Source organism: Streptomyces sp. NPDC088706 (assembly GCF_044752765.1).
Taxonomy (GTDB): domain Bacteria; phylum Actinomycetota; class Actinomycetes; order Streptomycetales; family Streptomycetaceae; genus Streptomyces.
Genome location: NZ_JBIVLW010000013.1, coordinates 160,359 through 179,078, shown reverse-complemented (window position 1 = coordinate 179,078; position 18,720 = coordinate 160,359). Strand labels below are relative to the sequence as shown.

Sequence of the window (18,720 nt, the reverse complement as noted above, 5' to 3'; positions counted from 1 at the left end):
CGGGGCTCCGTGGCGGCGGGGGTGGGAACGGGCGCCTGTGCTGGGGTGCGCCCTGGTCCGGTCCTGCGTGCCGCGCGGGGGCGTGCCCGTACGCGCTTCGCTCGCGGTCAGGCGGGTCGGCGGGCCTCGTCGACGAGCAGGACCGGGATGCCGTCGCGGACCGGGTAGGCCAGGCCGCAGTCGGCGCCGGTGCAGACCAGCTCCGGGCTGTCGGCCGCGGTGCGGTCGTCGAGCGGGGAGTGACAGGCCGGGCAGGCCAGGATCTCCAGGAGGCCGGCTTCGAGCGGCATGGGTGGGTCCCTTCGAGCGGTGCGATATCTGATTCACGTGGATCAGGCGTCGTCAGCCTACCGCTGGGGGGACGGGGGCGCGGCCCGGCCGGGGGTGGGGGGCGGGTGCGGGGCGGGGGCCGGGTGGCGGGTGCGGGGCGGGGGCCGGGTGGCGGGTGCGGGGCGGGGGCCGGGTGGCGGGCCTGTCCCCTACCCGCCCCTTCCCGAAACCGGGGCTCCGCCCCGGGCCCCCTTTGTCCTCAAGCGCCGGACGGGCTGGAGGTTCGGGGCTCCGCCCCCGCCTCCTTGTCCTTAAGCGCCGCACAGGCTGGAGGTTCGGGGCTCCGCCCCGGACCCCGCTCCTCAAACGCCGGAGGGGCTGGTTCGGGAACCGCCGGAGAGGCTGGAGCAGGGCCACCCGAGGGGACGAGGGGCAGGGCCGCCGGAAGGCCGGCGCAGGGCCACCGGAGGGGCTGGGGCGAGGCCGCCGGGGTGTTGGAGCAGGGTCCCAGCGCGTGGAAGGTCGCCGGAGTGGTTCAGGTTCTGATCAGGGCCAATACCTCGTCCCGTACCTTCGCCATCGTTCCCTCGTCCCTTGCCTCCACGTTCAGGCGCAGCAGCGGTTCCGTGTTGGAGGCGCGGAGGTTGAACCACCAGTCCGTGGACGTGACCGTCAGGCCGTCCAGGTCGTCGAAGGTGATGTCGTCGCGCTCGCCGTAGGCGGACCTGATGGTGGTCAGGCTGGCCTGCTGGTCGGCGACCGTGGAGTTGATCTCGCCTGAGCCGGCGTAGCGGTCGTAAGCGGCGACCAGTTCCGAGAGAGGGGCGGTCTGGCCACCCAGGGCGGCCAGGACGTGGAGGGCGGCGAGCATGCCCGTGTCGGCGTTCCAGAAGTCGCGGAAGTAGTAGTGCGCCGAGTGCTCGCCGCCGAAGATCGCGCCGTGCTCGGCCATCTCCGTCTTGATGAAGGAGTGGCCGACCCGGGTGCGGACCGCCGTGCCGCCGTTCTCGCGGACCACCTCAGGGACCGACCAGGAGGTGATCAAGTTGTGGATGACCGTGCCCTCGCCGCCGTTGCGGGCCAGTTCCCGGGCGGCCACCAGGGCAGTGATCGCGGAGGGGGAGACGCCCGCGCCCCGTTCGTCGACGACGAAGCAGCGGTCCGCGTCGCCGTCGAAGGCAAGGCCGAGGTCGGCGCCCTCGGCGAGGACGCGGGCCTGGAGGTCGACGATGTTCTTCGGGTCGAGGGGGTTGGCCTCGTGGTTCGGGAACGTGCCGTCCAGGTCGAAGTAGAGGGGGACGAGGTCGAGGGGCAGGCCCTCGAAGACCGTGGGCACCGTGTGGCCGCCCATGCCGTTGCCCGCGTCGACCACGACCTTCAGAGGGCGGATGGAGGTGAGGTCGACCAGGCCCAGGAGATGGGCCGCGTAGTCGGTGAGGGTGTCTCGTTCCGTGATGGTGCCGGGGGTCGTGGCGGGCGCGGGCCGCGGGGCGCCTTCCGACCACTGCTCCACCAGCGTGCGGATCTCCTTCAGGCCCGTGTCCTGGCCGACCGGCGCGGCTCCCGCCCGGCACATCTTGATGCCGTTGTACTGCGCGGGGTTGTGCGAGGCCGTGAACATCGCGCCCGGGAGGTCCAGCGCCCCCGACGCGTAGTACAGCTGGTCCGTCGAGCAGAGGCCGATGAGCGTGACGTCCGCGCCCCGGGCCGCCGCACCCCGGGCGAACGCGCCGGACAGCCCTGGGGACGTGGGGCGCATGTCATGGCCGATCACGATCGCGTCAGCTGCCGTGACCTGGACGAACGCGGATCCGAACAGCTCGGCCAGCGACTCGTCCCACTGGTCGGGCACCACGCCACGTACGTCGTACGCCTTCACGAGCTGCGACAGATCAGCAACCACGGCCGGTCCTCCTGGTGTTTACGGAGGGTCCAAACTACCCGGCGGGGCAATACCTCAAGTGGTGGCCTCAGGAGTCGGGGGAGCGCAGGACTCTCAGGTGGCCTCGGCGGGCGACCTCCACCGGGTCCGCGGCGCGGGGGCCCCGGCCTCCGCCCTCCGGCCCGCGGTCGTGCGGCCGGGCCGCTTCCCGTACCGCGTTGGCGAGGGCTTCGAGGTCGTCACCGCTGGGGTGCGCGGGCGCGGAGCCGTCGGAGAGGCGCACCACCTCCCAGCCGCGCGGCGCGGTCAGCCGCTCACTGTGCTCGGCACAGAGGTCGTAGCAGTGGGGCTCGGCGTAGGTGGCGAGCGGGCCGAGGACCGCAGTCGAATCGGCATAGACGTACGTCAGTGTCGCGACGGCAGGGCGGCCGCACGCGGTGCGCGAACAGCGACGTACAGGGCTCACGATGTTGGACGGTACCGCACTCTTGAGCGGGCTGCGACGACTCTCCCCCGGCTCACCCCGCCGTGTCGCCCTGTGGTCCCCACCACACCCCGGACCCCGGCCACCCGCCTGACCTGCGTCGCCCCTCCTCCACGGTGTGCGCCGGGCGGCTCCGGTGGGCGTGCGCCGGGGCGGACGCCGACGTCCCACGCACCGCCGTGATCGGATCAGGGGCCTGAAAACGGCTCAACCTTGGCCTGAATGTTCAACTGCGGACATCGGGGTGGACAGCGGGAATGTCCGGCCGGGGGAAACGGCCACGGGCCGAGTCCTCGGCACGATCGAGCCGTCCCGGGGAGCGTTACGCTGCGTCGGTGATGGACAGCCCCGTACCTCCCCCCCACTCGTTCGAGCCGCGGCCCCGGCGCCGCGACCGTCATGGCCGCGGTATGCGGGGGCCGGTCGCGCCACCCCAGGTGCCGCTGTCGGCCAGCCGGGGCGAGATCTTCCGCGATCTGGTCCAGGACTCGGTGGAGCGGCTGGAGCGGCGTTGGCCTCAGCTGGCCGAGGTCGACTTCGTCGTCCTGGACGTGCCCGACAACCTGGAGGAGAGCGTTCCGCTCGGCAGCGCCGTAGCGGCGGCCAAGGGGCGGCCCGCGCAGATCGTCGTCTACCGGCGGCCCGTCGAGATCCGCACCAAGAGCCGCGACGAGCGCGCGCTCCTGGTCCACGAGGTCGTCGTCGAGCAGGTCGCCGAGCTCCTGGGGCTGGCCCCGGAGTCGGTCGATCCCCGGTACGGGCAGGACTAGCCTCCGGGCGGGGAGGGCTGTTCAGTCGTCCAGTACCGGACAGGTCCCGGCAGTCATCCCCTGCCGGCCCTACCGGCAGGTCCCGTCAGTCGTCCCCTACCGGCCCTACCGGCAGGCCCCGTCAGTCGTCCAGTACCGACAGGTCCTGCTGCGCCGACGGCACCACGACCGTGCCGCCGTCGTCCGGCAGCGTCTGCACCGTGAACATCTGTACGCCGCCCGCCGGCAGGACCAGCGACCGTGACGCGTGCACCGGCCCGCCGGACACCGTCTCGACGGTCAGCGCGTACGAGCCCTTGAGGCCGGCCGGGGGCTTCGGGGTGACGGCCGTCGTCGTACCGGCCTTCACCGTGTACGTCTCGACGGCCGGTTCGCCGCCCCCGCTCCCCGCCGACGCGGTGACCTTCACCTTCGCCTCGGCACCCGGCGCCGCGAGGGAGAGCGTCGAGCCCTTGGCCCGGTTGTCGGTGACGCTCGCCCGGGCGCCCACGGGGCCGGTGGCCGGGATGTAGGCGTACTCCTGCTTGGCGCCGGTGCCCCGGACCACGAGCAGGGCGGCCACGATCGGGGTCGCCCGGTCCTTCTCGACCGGGGTCAGGCGCAGGGAGCCCGGTTCGCCCCGGGTGATGTCCTTCAGGTCGATCGTCGCGGTCATCCCGGACTTGACGTGGAGGGTGTCGTTGCCTGCCGGGGAGAATGTCGTGTTCTTCCCCATCAGCTGGACCTTCACGTCCGCGTCGTTCTCGCCGGGCGCGAACGCGACCAGCTGTACGGAGGTGGCGTCGGCCGGGATGCCGGGCATCACCAGGGTGCCGGAGGGGTCCGCGGCCGGCGTGAGCCAGTCGGTGCCCGAGCCGTCGTCGGCGGTCAGGACGACCGCGCCGACCCGGCCGGAGCGGGTGGTGACGTGGGCCGTCAGATCGTTGACGGCCTCGTCGGTGAGGGTGGAGAGCAGGACCGCGACGCTGGAGCGGGCGGGCACGGTGATGCCGTCGCCCACCTCGGACGTGACCGCGCCCTTGGCCCCGAACAGCTCGATGTCGGCCACGGCCGCGCTGTCGTCGGGGTTGGTGAGGTGGAGGTAGTCCTGGCGGGAGCGCGCGGTGCTCACGCCGGGGAACCAGAAGTCGGTGTCCGGGGCGGTGCAGCGGACCCCGAGGAGGCCGCGGGCGCCACCCGCCGTGACCGTGGTGGTCTGCTGGGCGGCCCAGCCGGGGGCGAGCTTGCCGGTGGCCGTGCCCACGAGGGCCGGGGCGCCGGAGCCGTCCGCCTCGGCGAGGACCGGCTTTCCGGGCTCCTTCACGGCGAGGACCGGCTTGTCGGCCGTCGCCTTCGCCTTCTTCGCGGCCTCCTCGGCCTTCTTGACCTTCTTCGGGTCGGTCTCGGCCTCGTCGTCGAGGACCGGCAGCGCGGGCTTCAGCTCGGCGGTGCCCTCCGTGCTCCCGCCCTTCCCGGTGCCTTCTCCGGGCGGGGTGAACGAGGTGTACTGCGTCTCGGCGAGGTCGGAGGTGCTGGGCGCGGGGCAGACCAGGCTGGAGCGTTCGACCGGCAGCGAGGAGGCGGCCCTGGCCTCGGCGGCGGCCGGGCCGTCGGGTGCGGTGAGCGTGGCGAAGCCGGTGATGGCGGCCAGGGCGACGGTGCCCGCGATGAGGGACAGGTGGGTGGACTTCACTCGGACTCGCCTCGCGTTGCGTTACGGGTCTGCCAGGGGGTCTGGCCCGGGGCCGGGGTGTCGGGGTGCTCGCCGTTCTCGGCAGGGTGCGGGGCGGGATCGGCGTACGGGGGCTGCTCCCCGGTGTACCGGCCGTACTGGCCGTATGGGCCGGGGCTGCCGTACGGGTCGCCGTCACCGTGCTCGGCGCCGTACTGCGGCTGCTGCGGCTGCTGCGGTTGTTGTTGCTGGGGCTGTTGTTGCTGGGGCTGTTGTCCGTACGGGTCCTGGGTGTCGTAGCCGCCCGCGTCCCCGTAGCCGGAGGAGTAGCCGGTGTCCTGCTGGGCGTACGGGTCCTGCTGGTACGTGGCGTAGTCGCCCTGCTGGTAGGGGGCCGCGGTCTGCCGGCCGTCCCACTTCCCGTAACTCTGCTGCGGGAGCGCCGCGTAGCCGCCGGTGCTGTCCTGCGGGTCGTAGCCATCCTGCGAGTCGTAGCCGGGCTGCGGGTGGTAGCCGCTGCTCTCGGCGTACGGGGCGGTGTCCTCGGCGTACGGGGCGGTGTCCTCGGCGTACGGGGCGGTGTCCTCGGCGTACGGGTCGGTGCTCTGCTGGCCGGGGATGTACTCCCCCGGGCCGGCGGCTGCTTCCGCCGAGGCCGGTGGGGTCGGTGGGACTGGAGGTACGGCGGGCGGTGCGGCGGGCGGCGGTGACGGGGCCTGGCCGGGGCCGTCGGCCGGGTAGCGGTCCGCCGTCGACCCGGCCGTCTCCTCGGCCGCCTCTGCCTCCGCCTCGGCCACCGCGCGGAGCCTGCGGGCGCGGCGGCCGTCGCCTTCGGCCGCGTCCGCGGCGGGCGCGAGCGACTCCTCGGACAGGTCGTCGTCGATCTCCCGGCGGCGGCCCGGCAGCGCCATGACCACCAGGACCAGGGCGAGCGCGCCCTGCGCCCAGAGCCAGACGGTGTGCGTGAACGGGGCGTCGTAGGTGAGGTCCAGGCGGCCGCCGCCCGCGGGCAGTTCGAAGCCCTGGGCCCAACCGTCGACGGTCACGCGGGTCAGCGGCTTGCCGTCGATCGTGGCCTGCCAGCCGGGTGCGGCCTCGTCTGCGATCCGCAGGATGCGGCCCTCGTCGCCGGCCGGGATCCCGGAGTGCGCCTCGACGGGCCCGGAGCCGACCGGAAGGCGCTCGCCCTCACCGCCCGCCGGGACCGCCATCACGCGGGCGACCTGACGGTCCACCCGCCACAGGGCGCTGCCGTCCAGCTGGCTGAGGCGGCTGAGGCCGGGGGTGGTGTCGAGGACGCGGCTCATCTGGCGCGGTGCTCCGTCGCGTACGAGGACGTAACGGATGGCGAAGTTGCCGAGCTGGCCGCCCTGGTCGGCGCCGGAGCCCGCGACCAAATTGGCGACGACCTTGTCGAGCCGGCTGTTGCTGCCCGCCGCCTCGGTCAGCTCGCCGTCGCCGAGGCGGGCGCCGGAGCCACGGACCAGGCTGTACGAGACGGACTCGGGCGAGGTGCCGCCGAGGACCAGGGTCCGCGCCTGGTCGCGGGTCGAGCTCTCCTCGGCCACGAACGCGGGCACCTGTACGGGGTCGCGGCGCTCCAGAGGACCGTCCGCGCCGCCGACCATCCAGCCGAACGCGGCCAGGACCGGGGCGAGCCCGGCGGCCAGGGCAATCAGGGCCGCGACGGGCTGGCGCCAGCCGAAGCTCTGCTCGGCCACCCGGATCCGGGCGCCGTCCGCGCCGACGAGCGCGGCGGCGATCAGGGCGGCGCCGTAGACGAGGGTGGCCGGTCCGGCCCACGTGGAGCCGTTGGCGAGGGCCGCGAAGAGCAGGCCGACGAGCGCGGTCACCCATGCGGCCCGGACGGCGAACTGCCGCTCGCCGCGCAGCAGGGCGGCGAGCGCCGCCAGCACGATGCCGAGCAGCAGGACACCGCCCGCCGCGTTGGGGCCGCCGGGGCTGATCCCGAGCAGGTCGAGCGCCGAGGCCTCCCCCGTACCGATGTCCAGGCCCGCTTCCCGCAGGAACGCGGACGGGTCGGTGAGGAGGGTGAGCGACCAGGGGGCCAGGGCCAGCATCGGGGTGCCGACGGCGGCGAGGAAGCGGAGCCCGTACGCCGTGATGTCGCGGCGGCGCAGCACCAGCACACCGAGGCCGAGGAGCACGGCGAGCGGCCAGACGACCGGGGTGAACGCCGTCGTGACCGTGAGGAGCAGGGCGTAGGCCCAGGTCGCGCGCCAGCTGCCGCGCGCCGCGTCCGGGCCGCCACCGCCCCGCAGCCCGTGGGCGGCGACGGCGGCGCGGGCGATCAGCGGGAGCAGGACGAGCAGGACGGCGGTGCCGAGGCGGCCGGTGGCCAGGGCGCCGGTCGCGGCGGGCAGGAAGGCGTACGCGACGCTCGCCCAGGCCCGCAGCAGCCGGGAGGGGAGCAGCGGCCGGGAGGCGAAGTACGCGGTGAGCCCGGCCAGCGGGACCGAGCAGACCAGCAGGACGGCGACGGCGAAGCCGGTGGAGCCGAGGAAGAGGGCCGACAGGGCGGCGAGCAGCGCGAGGTAGGGCGGGGCGGTCTCGGTGGAGCCGGTGGAGATCGTGTGCCAGGCGTCCGCGTACCGGCCCCAGAGCTCGCCGGCCTCCGCGGGGGCGGGCAGCAGCGCGCCGCCCGCCAGGGAGCCGCCGGAGAGCAGGTCGCGGCAGGCGATGAGGGAGACCACGAGCAGCAGCGCGAAGAGGACCGGGCCGGGTTTGCGGCCGATCCGCTTGAGCCGCGCGAACTGGTCGACCTCCAGGAAGTCGGCGTCGTCGCCGCCGGGCCCGGACTCGACGGCCCCGTGCCGTGATCCGCCGGACTCTGCCTCGCCCCGGCCGCCGAAGTTGCCCGCGACCTGTTCGACGGTGGCCCGGACGGTGGCGCCCGGCGGCGGGAAGAGCGCGCGCAGCTCGGCCGCGTCGACCACGCCCTTGCCCCGGGCGCGGCGGGCGGCGAGGACGCGGCCCGGCCGCAGGAGGGTGCCCAGGAGGCCGGTGACCTCGTCGAGCGCCTGGCCGGGAACCTTGCCGACGAGGTAGGCGAGCGTACGGAGCAGGGTGCCGACGAGGAGCCGGAGCAGAACCCAGGGCAGGGCCTTGCCGCGGGCGTTGACGAGCATCGTGTAGACCGCGCCCGCCTTGTCGACGCGGTGCGGGCCGACGACCGAGCGGCCGGCGCAGTCGATAGGGCGGCGCTCGCGGGCGGAGGCCTCGGCGTGGCGCAGGACGGCGTCCGGGGCGACGAGGACCCGGTGCCCGGCCAGGTGGGCGCGCCAGCACAGGTCCACGTCGTCGCGCATCAGGGGGAGGCCGCGGTCGAAGCCGCCGAGCTCCTCGTAGACGTCGCGGCGGATGAGCATGCCGGCGGAGGAGACGGAGAGGACGGTACGGACCTGGTCGTGCTGGCCCTGGTCCTGTTCGCGGCGGTCCAGGCCGGTCCAGCGGCGGCCGCTGTTGGCGATGGAGACGCCGACTTCGAGGAGCTGCTTGCGGTCGTACCAGCCGCGCAGCTTGGGGCCGACGATCGCGGCGTGCCGGTCGGTGTCGACGACGCGCAGCATCTCGGCGAGCGCGTCCGGTTCGGGTGCGCAGTCGTCGTGGAGCAGCCAGAGCCACTGGACCGGTTCGCCGTGCGGCAGCTCCGGCAGGTCGTAGTTCTCGTCCACCCAGGTCCGGGTTGCCGGGTCCCAGCCGCCGGGGCGCTTGAGGTACGGCAGGTCGTCCGGGGTCAACGCACCGGCGGTGCGGACCGCCTCGTCGACGGCGGTGCCGAAGCTCGTACGGCGGGCGAGGTGCAGGACGCGGTCGCCGCCGAGCGCCTCCGTGACCAGCCGGGCGGAGTCGTCGGCGCTGCCGGTGTCGGCGGCGACGGCGTTCTGTACGGGGCGTTCCTGCCCGAGCAGCCCGGCCAGCACGTCGGGCAGCCAGCGCGCACCGTCGTGGGAGACGAGCACGGCGGTGACGACGTGCCGGGGGAACTCTGGGGCGGCGGCGGCCGCGTTCGGCGCCGCCGAGTGGCTGTGCACGGACATCGAGGTACGGGCCCTCCGGCCGGGTCCGGGGGCGTATCCCCGGGGGCTGCATCGGTGTACACGCGCGCCCCGGCGGGGCGTTGGCGCATCTCGGACGGGGCCCCACACTAACGGTACGGATACCTGGTGGTGGCCCCGAGCGGGTGAAGGAGCGGGAAATGCCGGGGCCGGAAATCTCCGGGGCGGGAAACGCCCGCGGCCCGTCGTCCGCTCCCCGGGGAGGGAGTGATGGACGACGGGCCGTCGGTGGGTGGTCCTGGGGAGCCCTGCTCGGGAAAGGGCTGCCGGGGGCCGGGTAGTAGCCGGGTAGTAGCGGAGCGGAGCGGTATCGCTGCCTTCTTCAGGTGCCGGGTCCGGATCGCTGCCCTCTCAGGGCGCCGGGTCTGGATCACGCCCTCTTGGGGGTGCGGGCCTGGATCGCCGCCCTCTTGGGGGTGCGGGCCTGGATCGCCGCCCTCTTCAGGCGCCGGTCTAGATCGCCGCCTTCTTCAGGCGCCGGTCTAGATCGCCGCCTTCTTCAGGCGCCGGCGTTCCCGCTCGGAGAGCCCGCCCCAGATGCCGAAGCGTTCGTCATTGGCGAGGGCGTACTCGAGGCACTCCGAACGCACCTCACAGGCGAGACAGACCTTCTTGGCCTCGCGGGTGGATCCGCCCTTTTCGGGAAAGAAGGACTCGGGATCGGTCTGGGCGCACAGTGCGCGCTCCTGCCAGCCGAGTTCCTCGTCCGCGTCCTCGACCAGCAGTTGCTGGAACAGCTCGGTCATGTGCGCCCCTCGTCTGTCTCTTGCGTCCCGTGATGCGGCCGCTACTGATGGCGGCCGAACGACACGAGTGAAATTACAAGTGTGTATCTCCAAGCCAGTCAAGCGAGGATCTGCTATTGGCCCTGGGATTCACTCTGCGGAACCAAGCGTATGCGGTAAGTGTTCAAATCACCAAAAACCTGACATATGCCACCGGCCCCACACTCACTGCGCCTTCTCTGGATCAAGACGATCAGGCGCGTGCCCGCGTTGCGATTCGATCACTGTAGCGATCAAGATCACAGTCAGGTTACGGACCCTCGGCCGCGTTTAAGAGCGCGGATGATGCGCCATGTCTCCGCCCTTGCGGGTGCACAAACCTTTCTCCTGGCGCGGGAACCGGAAGGGGTGAAACTTTGCCCTCATATCGGGCATCGGGTTGACAGGAGTCGATTCAGCCGGTCTCCTTGATCTCATGTCAGCGATCGCAGCGATGCACGTCACCCACGTCCGTGGGTTCCGCACCGCTGTCCAGGCTCGCTGTTGCTGTTCCAGCTGTCACAGCTGTTGATGCCGTAGTGCTCCAGCTCTGATCCAGCCCGCCGGCCCTTCCGGCTTCCCCGCAGCTCCCCTGCGGCCGCCGACGCTCCACGCGACTCCCCCGCACGTGCTCCCCCCATGCCGAGGATCCACCGCACCCCATGAACAGCGACAGCGACCTTCAGATCGCCGGCGACATCCTTGAGGTCCAGCACCTCCTGCAGCCCGCCCGCGAGCACCCCGCCACCGTCTCCGAGTTCGTCGGTCTCGCCCGCTCCATCGCGGCCGACCGCGCGCGCTGGTCCGGACTCGTCCGGTACGACACCACCACCCGCTGGTACCACCGCCTCCAGACCGGGCCCGGCTATGAGGTGTGGCTGCTCAGCTGGGTGCCCGGGCAGGGCAGCGGGCGCCACGACCACGGTCGCTCCGCCGGTGTACTGACCGTCCTCGAAGGCGAGTTGACCGAGCACACCGAACGCGGGAGCCAGGCGCTCGGCGCCGGTGCGCAACGCGCCTTCGCCCCCGGTTATGTCCACGAAGTGGTCAACGACTCGCTCGAACCGGCCGTCAGTCTGCACATCTACCACCCGGGCCTGACCGAGATGCCGATGCACGCCGCGCAATGCGCCCCGACGGCCGTGGATGTCGTACCCGCCTGACAAACTGCTGTGCATGCGCATTGTTGTTCTGGCCGGTGGTATCGGTGGTGCTCGTTTTCTGCGTGGCCTCAAGCAGGCCGCGCCCGACGCGGACATCACGGTCGTCGGCAACACGGGTGATGACATCCATCTGTTCGGGCTGAAGGTCTGCCCCGACCTCGACACCGTGATGTACACCCTCGGCGGTGGCATCAACGAGGAGCAGGGCTGGGGGCGGACCGACGAGACCTTCCAGGTCAAGGAGGAGCTCGCGGCGTACGGGGTGGGGCCCGGGTGGTTCGGTCTCGGCGACCGCGACTTCGCGACCCACATCGTCCGTACGCAGATGCTCGGCGCGGGCTACCCGCTCAGTGCGGTCACCGAGGCGCTCTGCGCCCGCTGGCAGCCCGGTGTGCGGCTGCTGCCGATGTCGGACGACCGGGTCGAGACACACGTCGCCGTCGAGATGGACGGCGAGAGCAAGGCCATCCACTTCCAGGAGTACTGGGTGAAGCTGCGCGCCTCCGTCGAGGCGCAGGCGATCGTGCCGGTCGGGGCCGAGCAGGCGAAGCCGGCGCCGGGCGTGCTGGAGGCCATAGGCGCCGCCGACGTCATCGTCTTCCCGCCGTCGAACCCGGTGGTCTCCATCGGCACCATCCTCGCCGTGCCCGGGATCCGGGAGGCGATCGCCGAGGCCGGGGTGCCGGTCGTCGGACTCTCCCCCATCGTCGGGGACGCGCCCGTGCGCGGCATGGCGGACAAGGTGCTCGCCGCGGTGGGCGTCGAGTCGACGGCCGCGGCCGTGGCCCAGCACTACGGGTCGGGGCTGCTGGACGGGTGGCTGGTCGACACGGTGGACGCGGGTGCGGTCCGCGAGGTCGAGGCGGCGGGGATCCGGTGCCGGGCGGTGCCGCTGATGATGTCGGACGTGGACGCCACGGCGCAGATGGCGCGGCAGGCGTTGGACCTGGCCGAGGAGGTCCGGGCGTGAGCGTCGCTCCTGGCGCCGACGGTGGTGCGCCTTCCTTCCGGGTCTGGGCGCTGGGCGGGATTCCGGAAGTGCGGGCCGGTGACGATCTCGCCAAGCTGATCGCCGGAGCCGAGCCCGGGCTGGTCGACGGTGACGTCCTGCTCGTCACCTCGAAGATCGTCTCCAAGGCCGAGGGGCGGATCGTCGAGGCCGCGGACCGTGAAGCCGCCATCGACGCCGAGACCGTACGGGTCGTGGCGCGGCGCGGCACCCTGCGGATCGTGGAGAACCGGCAGGGTCTGGTCATGGCAGCCGCCGGGGTCGACGCCTCGAACACCCCGGCCGGGACCGTGCTCCTGCTGCCCGAGGACCCCGACGCCTCGGCCCGGGCCATCCGGGACGGGCTGCGGGACGCGCTCGGCGTGCAGGTCGGCGTCGTCGTCACGGACACCTTCGGGCGGCCCTGGCGCAACGGGCTGACCGATGTCGCGATCGGGGCGGCCGGGGTGCGGGTGCTGGACGATCTGCGGGGCGGGACGGACGCGTACGGCAATCCGCTCAGCGCCACGGTGGTGGCGACGGCGGACGAGCTGGCCGCCGCCGGGGATCTGGTCAAGGGCAAGGCGGCGGGGCTGCCGGTCGCCGTGGTGCGGGGGTTGCCGCATGTGGTGGCGGAGGACGACTCCGGTGCCCGGGCGCTGGTGCGGAGTGCGGCCGATGACATGTTCCGGCTCGGGACGTCCGAGGCCGTGCGGGAAGCGGTGACCCTGCGGCGCACGGTGCGCGAGTTCAGCGACGAGCCGGTGGATCCGGGGGCGGTGCGGCGGGCGGTGGCGGCCGCCGTGACGGCTCCGGCGCCGCATCATACGACGCCGTGGCGGTTCGTGCTGCTGGAGTCCGCGGCGTCGCGGACCCGGCTCCTCGACGCCATGCGGGACGCCTGGATCGCGGATCTGCGGCGGGACGGCAAGAGCGAGGAGTCGATCGCGAAGCGGGTGCGGCGCGGGGATGTGCTGCGCGACGCGCCGTATCTGGCGGTGCCGTGTCTGGTGATGGACGGGTCCCATACGTACGGGGACGAGCGGCGGGACACCGCGGAGCGCGAGATGTTCGTGGTCGCGGCGGGGGCGGGGGTGCAGAACTTCCTGGTGGCGTTGGCGGGTGAGCGGCTGGGGTCGGCCTGGGTGTCCTCGACGATGTTCTGTCGGTCGGTGGTGCGGGAGGTGCTGTCGCTGCCGGCGTCCTGGGATCCGTTGGGGGCGGTGGCTGTGGGGCACGCGGTGGGGGAGCCTCGGGCTCGGGGGGTTCGGGATGCGGAGGCGTTTCTCACCGTGCGGTGAGGGGGGTGGGGGGTGAGGGCGGTCACGGGGTGCGGTGGGGGGCGGGGGTGCGGTGGGGCCGCTGCGCGGGCTTGTCCCCTCCCCGCCCCTTCCCGAAACCGGGGCTGCGCCCCGGCCCCTCTTTGTCCTCAAGCGCCGGACGGGCTGAGGTTCGGGGCTCCGCCCCGGACCCCGCTCCTCAAACGCCGGAGGGGCTGGGTGGGCGAGACCCGGACCAGCAAGTGGGATGGGGGCCGTGCGGATGGGTGGGCGAAACCCGGACGGGCAAGTGGGATGGGGGCTTCGACGGGGTCGGCGGGATAGGGCTACAGCGACGCGATGTTGCCCGGGGTCATCCTCGGTCCTCGGCGCTCCGGGATGCGGCCCGCGAGCAGGATCAGGCGGGTTGCCCTGTGGCGTTGGCCCTCGTACGGGGTCAGCAGGGTCAGCATCTCCTCGTCGTCCGCGTGGCGGTTGTCCGCCAAGGCGTGGCCCACGATGCTCGGGAGGTGGTAGTCGCCCACCGTGATCGCGTCGGGGGCGCCGTTGGAGCGCTGGAGGGTTTCGGCTGAGGTCCAGGGGCCGATTCCCGGGATCAGTTGCAGGCGGGCCGTGGCCTCCGGGAGTGGCATCGCCGACGCCTCCTCCAGTCTCGGGGCCACCCGTACCGCTCGCAGGATCGTCGACGAGCGCTTGGTGTCGACCCCCGCCTTGTGCCACTCCCAGGACGGGATCATCGCCCAGGTGCGCGCGTCCGGCATGACGTGGAGGCCCAGCGCGGCCGTGGGGCCGGGGGCCGGGGTGCCGTAGCGGCGGACCAGGAGGCGCCAGGCGCGGTACGCCTCGTCCGTGGTGACCTTCTGCTCCAGGATCGAGGGGATCAGCGACTCCATCACCAGGCCCGTGCGCAGCAGTCGCAGGCCGGGGCGGCGGTGCCGGGCCACGGCGAGCAGGCGGTGGTGCGGGGTGAAGGCGTCCGGGTCGTCGTCGGCGCCGAGCAGGGCGGGGAGGCCGGCCAGCAGCCATTCCGCGCCCGGGCCCCAGGCCTGCGCCCCGACCCGGTCGCCACGCGCCGCCACCCGCAGGGTGCCGGGACCCTGCGGCGTGCGGGTGGCCCGCCAGAAGGTGCCGTCCGCCGCCATCCGGAACGTGGGGTCGGCCGGGCCCCGGCGCAGGGGCCCGAGCACCAGGCGCAGGTCCAGCGGGCCCGGCGGGGTCCACTCCCGGGTCAGCGGAGGGCCGACGGGCGTTGCCTGGGCCGTGGTGGAACCGGGCGTTGCCTGGGCCGTGGTGGACCCGGGCGTTGCCTGAGCCGTGGCGGAACCGGGCGTTGCCTGGGCCGTGGCGAAACCGGGCAGGGCCTGGGCCGTGGCGGGCCAGGGCGTCGCCTGGGCCGTGGCGGGCCAGGGCGGGTGTTGAGCCGGGCGGGTGGGCCTCGCGGCGGGGCGCGGGCCCGGGCCCCGTACGGCCGTGGCTGCCTGGTGGGGCGGCGCCTGGCGCGCGGTGCGGGGGGCGAATCGTCCTGCCACGGGTGAGGCCTCGGGTGTTCTTGGGGCGGAGGTGAATGCTGAGGAAAGTGTCCTCTTGAGGGTACGGGTCGCGCCCTACTGGTCCGAGGAGAAGCGGATCGAGGCGTCCGGGAGAACCGCCTCGCACCAGATCCGCACTCCGTCGCGCAGCTCGTTGTCCGCGCCCACCCGGGCGCCGTCCCCGATCACCGCGCCGCTCAGCACCGTACGGCTGCCGATCCTCGCGCCGGCCCCGATGAGTGAGTCCGTGACGACCGCGCCAGCTTCGACGACCGCTCCGGCCAGGACCGTCGAGCCGTCGAGCCGCGCGCCCGCGCCGATCACCGCGTCGGCCCCGACCGTCGTGCCGCCGGTGAGCTTGGCGTCGGCGGCCACCGTGGCACTCTCCAGGACCAGGCGGTCGCCGCACCGGCCCGGGACCGCCGGGGACGGGGCGCGGCCCAGGACCAGGTCGGCCGAGCCGCGTACGAAGGCCTGCGGGGTGCCGAGGTCCAGCCAGTAGGTGGAGTCGACCATGCCTTGGAGGTGGGCCCCGGAGGCGAGCAGGCCGGGGAAGGTCTCACGCTCGACGGAGACCGGACGGCCCTCGGGGATGGTGTCGATGACCGAGCGCCGGAAGATGTACGCCCCGGCGTTGATCTGGTCGGTGACGATCTCCTCGGGCGTCTGCGGCTTCTCCAGGAAGGCCGTGACCCGGCCCGTCGCGTCCGTCGGTACGAGGCCGAAGGCCCGCGGGTCCTCCACCCGGGTCAGGTGGAGCGAGACGTCCGCCCCGGAGTCGTTGTGCGAGGACACCAGGGCCCGGATGTCCAGCCCGGTCAGGATGTCGCCGTTGAAGATCAGCACGGGTTCGTCCGGCCCCGAGGACAGCTTGGCCGCGACGTTGCGTATGGCGCCGCCGGTGCCGAGCGGCTCCTGCTCGGTGACGTACTCGATGTGCAGGCCGAGCGAGGACCCGTCGCCGAAGTACGGCTCGAAGACCTCGGCCAGGTACGACGTGGCGAGCACGATGTGCTCCACCCCGGCCGCCCTGGCCCGCGCCAGCTGGTGGGTCAGGAAGGGGACCCCCGCCGCCGGGACCATCGGTTTCGGGGTGTGCACCGTGAGCGGTCGCAGCCGGGTGCCTTTGCCACCGACCAGGAGGATCGCTTCTCTTGCCTCTGTCACAGCGCCGTCTCTGCTTCCTGCTGGTGGCCTGGGCGGGATATGGCTGGCCAGTCTAAGCAGTCGGGTCGGGCGGGGACCGGTCAGCGGCCCTGCAGTTTGGCGGAGCTGGTCCTGGCCTTGCCGAGCTTCTTGTAGAGACGCGCTCCGGGGCATTCGGTTGCGAACCCGTCCCGATGGCCCGAGATCACGTTCATCTTGACCCGCACGCCCTGCTTGTACTTGTTGCTGCCGCCCGAGACGAGCGTCACCTTCCCCTTGGGGTTGCCGCCGAACAGGCCGAGCTTCCAGGCCGTGAGCTTGGAGACGGCGGTCACCGCGGCGGCGGGCGGGTTGGTGGACGCGTAGGAGCCGAGTACCGCGATGCCCATGGTGTTGGTGTTGAAGCCCAGGGTGTGCGCCCCGAGGACGGCCTTCGAGACGCCTCCGGCCCGGCCCTCGTAGATGTTTCCGCACTTGTCGACGGCGAAGTTGTAGCCGAAGTCGCGCCACCCGCTGCTCTTGACGTGGTAGCGGTAGATGCCGCGGAGCACGGAGGGGGCCTGCTTGCAGGTGTAGTTGTTCCCGGTCGCGCTGTGGTGCACGAAGGCCGCCTTGACGGACCTCGTGTACGCGAAGTTCTTCTCGCGCAGCCGTTCGTCCGCGCCCCAGCCCTTGCGGGTGACGATCCTCGGCCGCGGACCGATGTACGGCTTCGCCCCGGGTGCCATGTTCACCGTCTCCGCCGTCTCCGCCTGGGTGAGCTCGGGGATGACGCTCGCACCGATCTCCGCGAGTTCCGCGTTGACCGCGGACGCTGCGGCGATCTCGGCGGTGAGCACCTCCGGCAGGGCGACGGCGGTCGGCGGGGTGTCGGCGTAGACGGCGGGGACAGCCGCCCGGCCCACGGGGGCGCCTCGGCTGGGCTCCTGTTCGGGGTCCTCGCCGGGGTCGACGAGCTCCAGGCGCATCCCCTCCGGCAGCGGTACGGGGGTGGCCGCCCGGTCCCGCGGGTCCGGGGCCTCCGGGCGTACGCGGACCTCGACGCCGTCCGAATCGCCGACCCAGAGCGGCGCCGTCGCACCGCGCACCGCGGCGCCCTCGTGTTCGGCGCTGCCGAGGTCGGGAGCGTGGTCGGCGTTGTGCGTCTCCACGTCCTGCCAGTCCGACCAGTGCGTGGTGCCGGTGGCGCGGGTCCGGACCTGGACCGTGCCGTGCAGTTCGGCCTCGGCGTCGTCCCAGACCACGCCGACCAGCGAGAACGGGAGGGCGTCACGCTGGGGCAGGCCCTGGGCCGCCGGTGCCCCCGCGACACGGTCGGAGGGGGCGGTGAGGGGCGCCAGGGGGAGCGACTGCGTCGAGCCCGCCGGTTCGGCCGCGGACTTCGTGACACGGGACTCGGCCCGGTCGGGGGCGGGGGTGCCGGGAGCGGGGGTGCCCGAGGCGGGGGTGGCCGGGGCGAGGGTGCCGGGAGCGACGGTGGCCAGGGTGAGTGCCTCCCCCGTCGTGACTTCGGTCCGTACCGAAGGCGGTCCGGCACCCGGTGACTCCGGGGACGTGGAGGGAGGCCGGGCCGAGATGGAGTCGAGGGCGGGGGCGGACGAGGCGGGGGCGGCGAGCGGCAGAGTGAGGGCCGCCGCGCAGGTGACGCCGACTGAGGTGACCAGTAGTGCACGCATACGCATGATCCTGGCCATAAACGGATAAGTCCTGCTACCGGGGCGGAGAGCCGCCACCGACGCCGTGTCTGCCGAACCGGTGCACGTGACACTCGTTCAGCCCGCCCCGCACAGCGTCCCCGCGTACTCTTGCGCGGATGAACTCCAGCGACCTCACCGCCGCCGACCTGCTGCGATCCGCCCTGGCCGCGGACCCGGCCCGCCCCCTGGTCACCTTCTACGACGACGCCACCGGAGAGCGCGTCGAACTGTCGGTGGCCACCTTCGCCAATTGGGTGGCCAAGACCGCCAATCTGCTCCAGAGCGACCTCGCCGCCGAGCCGGGCGACCGGCTCGCCCTGCTCCTGCCCGCGCACTGGCAGTCCGCGGTCTGGCTGCTCGCCTGCTCCTCGGTCGGGGTCGTCGCCGACGTCCAGGGCGACCCGGCCGCCGCCGACCTCGTGGTGAGTGGGCCGGACACCCTGGAACGGGCCCGGGCCTGCCGTGGCGAGCGGGTCGCCCTGGCCCTGCGTCCGCTGGGGGGCCGGTTCCCGCAGGCGCCCGCCGGCTTCGCCGACTACGCGGTGGAGGTGCCGAGCCAGGGCGACCGCTTCGCCCCGTTCGCCCCGGTGGACCCCGCGGCTCCCGCGCTGACCGTGGGAGGGGTCGAACTGACCGGTGCGCAACTCGTCGCGAAGGCCCGGCAGGACGCCGACGCCCTCGGGCTCGTACCGGGGTCCCGGCTGCTGGCCGGGCACACGTACGACACCTGGGAAGGACTGAGCGCCGGGCTCTTCGCGCCGCTGGCCGCCGGCGGGTCCGTGGTCCTCTGCCGCCACCTCGGGCAGCTCGACGCGGAGGGACTGGCGAAGCGGGTCGAGAGCGAGCGGGTCACCAACACGGCGGTATGACAAGCGCCCTGAGGTGACTCGTCCGGCCCACAGCGGGCCGAGCCCCCGGTGACGATCGCCGGAGGGGGTAGATGATCGGCGGTACAGACCACTCTGTGGCAGTGCACAACCAAGCGTGAGGTTCAGCCGTCTACTCCTGCGACCGGCG

Annotated in this window: 14 protein-coding genes; 5 read left to right on the top strand and 9 right to left on the bottom strand. The window is 73.2% G+C overall.

From position 1 onward, the window contains the following. Positions 1-107: 107 nt before the first annotated feature. The 3 genes from ACIQAK_RS25450 to ACIQAK_RS25440 form a co-directional block, all read right to left on the bottom strand. Positions 108-290 (bottom strand): Trm112 family protein, encoded by a 183-nt coding sequence (locus ACIQAK_RS25450; RefSeq protein ID WP_015608932.1) that lies wholly within the window; start codon positions 288-290, stop codon positions 108-110. 515 nt (positions 291-805) lie between these two features. Next, entirely contained in the window at positions 806-2,173 is a 1,368-nt protein-coding gene (locus ACIQAK_RS25445; RefSeq protein ID WP_366392797.1) for a phosphomannomutase/phosphoglucomutase, read from the bottom strand. 67 nt (positions 2,174-2,240) lie between these two features. Continuing rightward, complete coding sequence (locus ACIQAK_RS25440) at positions 2,241-2,618, bottom strand: DUF3499 domain-containing protein (RefSeq protein WP_366392796.1); 378 nt, start codon at positions 2,616-2,618, stop codon at positions 2,241-2,243. A 356-nt stretch (positions 2,619-2,974) separates the two neighbouring features. On the opposite strand from ACIQAK_RS25440, the gene ACIQAK_RS25435 reads away from it, so the two are divergent. Beyond that, positions 2,975-3,406: a metallopeptidase family protein gene (locus ACIQAK_RS25435; protein ID WP_366392795.1), complete on the top strand. Its 432-nt coding sequence runs from the start codon at positions 2,975-2,977 to the stop codon at positions 3,404-3,406. A 121-nt stretch (positions 3,407-3,527) separates the two neighbouring features. On the opposite strand, the gene ACIQAK_RS25430 is transcribed toward ACIQAK_RS25435, so the two are convergent. From ACIQAK_RS25430 to ACIQAK_RS25420, 3 genes are all read right to left on the bottom strand, one after another. Continuing rightward, positions 3,528-5,078: a DUF5719 family protein gene (locus ACIQAK_RS25430; RefSeq protein ID WP_366392794.1), complete on the bottom strand. Its 1,551-nt coding sequence runs from the start codon at positions 5,076-5,078 to the stop codon at positions 3,528-3,530. After that, complete coding sequence (locus tag ACIQAK_RS25425; protein ID WP_366392793.1) at positions 5,075-9,118, bottom strand: glycosyltransferase; 4,044 nt, start codon at positions 9,116-9,118, stop codon at positions 5,075-5,077. The genes ACIQAK_RS25430 and ACIQAK_RS25425 overlap by 4 nt, the downstream gene beginning before the upstream one ends. A 500-nt stretch (positions 9,119-9,618) precedes the next feature. Then, entirely contained in the window at positions 9,619-9,882 is a 264-nt protein-coding gene (locus ACIQAK_RS25420; RefSeq protein ID WP_014046372.1) for a WhiB family transcriptional regulator, read from the bottom strand. A 680-nt stretch (positions 9,883-10,562) separates the two neighbouring features. Between ACIQAK_RS25420 and ACIQAK_RS25415 the strand changes: the two genes are divergently transcribed. From ACIQAK_RS25415 to ACIQAK_RS25405, 3 genes are read left to right on the top strand one after another with little or no spacing between them, the layout of a single operon-like run. Beyond that, positions 10,563-11,063, top strand: coding sequence for a cysteine dioxygenase family protein (locus tag ACIQAK_RS25415; RefSeq protein WP_366392792.1), 501 nt, complete (start codon positions 10,563-10,565; stop codon positions 11,061-11,063). Positions 11,064-11,076: 13 nt separating this feature from the next. Continuing rightward, positions 11,077-12,033, top strand: coding sequence for a 2-phospho-L-lactate transferase (cofD, locus tag ACIQAK_RS25410; protein ID WP_366392791.1), 957 nt, complete (start codon positions 11,077-11,079; stop codon positions 12,031-12,033). Then, entirely contained in the window at positions 12,030-13,352 is a 1,323-nt protein-coding gene (locus ACIQAK_RS25405; protein ID WP_366392790.1) for a coenzyme F420-0:L-glutamate ligase, read from the top strand. The genes cofD and ACIQAK_RS25405 overlap by 4 nt, the downstream gene beginning before the upstream one ends. Before the next feature lie 305 nt (positions 13,353-13,657). Here ACIQAK_RS25405 and ACIQAK_RS25400 read toward each other — a convergent pair whose 3' ends face one another. From ACIQAK_RS25400 to ACIQAK_RS25390, 3 genes are all read right to left on the bottom strand, one after another. Next, positions 13,658-14,860, bottom strand: coding sequence for a DNA-3-methyladenine glycosylase 2 family protein (locus ACIQAK_RS25400; RefSeq protein WP_366392789.1), 1,203 nt, complete (start codon positions 14,858-14,860; stop codon positions 13,658-13,660). Between the two features lie 75 nt (positions 14,861-14,935). Then, the gene (locus ACIQAK_RS25395; RefSeq protein ID WP_366392788.1) at positions 14,936-16,027 is read right to left on the bottom strand and encodes an NDP-sugar synthase; all 1,092 of its coding nucleotides are present in this window, start codon (positions 16,025-16,027) and stop codon (positions 14,936-14,938) included. An 80-nt stretch (positions 16,028-16,107) separates the two neighbouring features. Beyond that, on the bottom strand, positions 16,108-17,682 hold the full coding sequence (locus tag ACIQAK_RS25390; protein WP_366392787.1) for an N-acetylmuramoyl-L-alanine amidase: 1,575 nt from the start codon (positions 17,680-17,682) through the stop codon (positions 16,108-16,110). A 137-nt stretch (positions 17,683-17,819) separates the two neighbouring features. On the opposite strand from ACIQAK_RS25390, the gene ACIQAK_RS25385 reads away from it, so the two are divergent. Beyond that, positions 17,820-18,572: a TIGR03089 family protein gene (locus ACIQAK_RS25385; protein ID WP_366392786.1), complete on the top strand. Its 753-nt coding sequence runs from the start codon at positions 17,820-17,822 to the stop codon at positions 18,570-18,572. Positions 18,573-18,720: the final 148 nt, after the last annotated feature.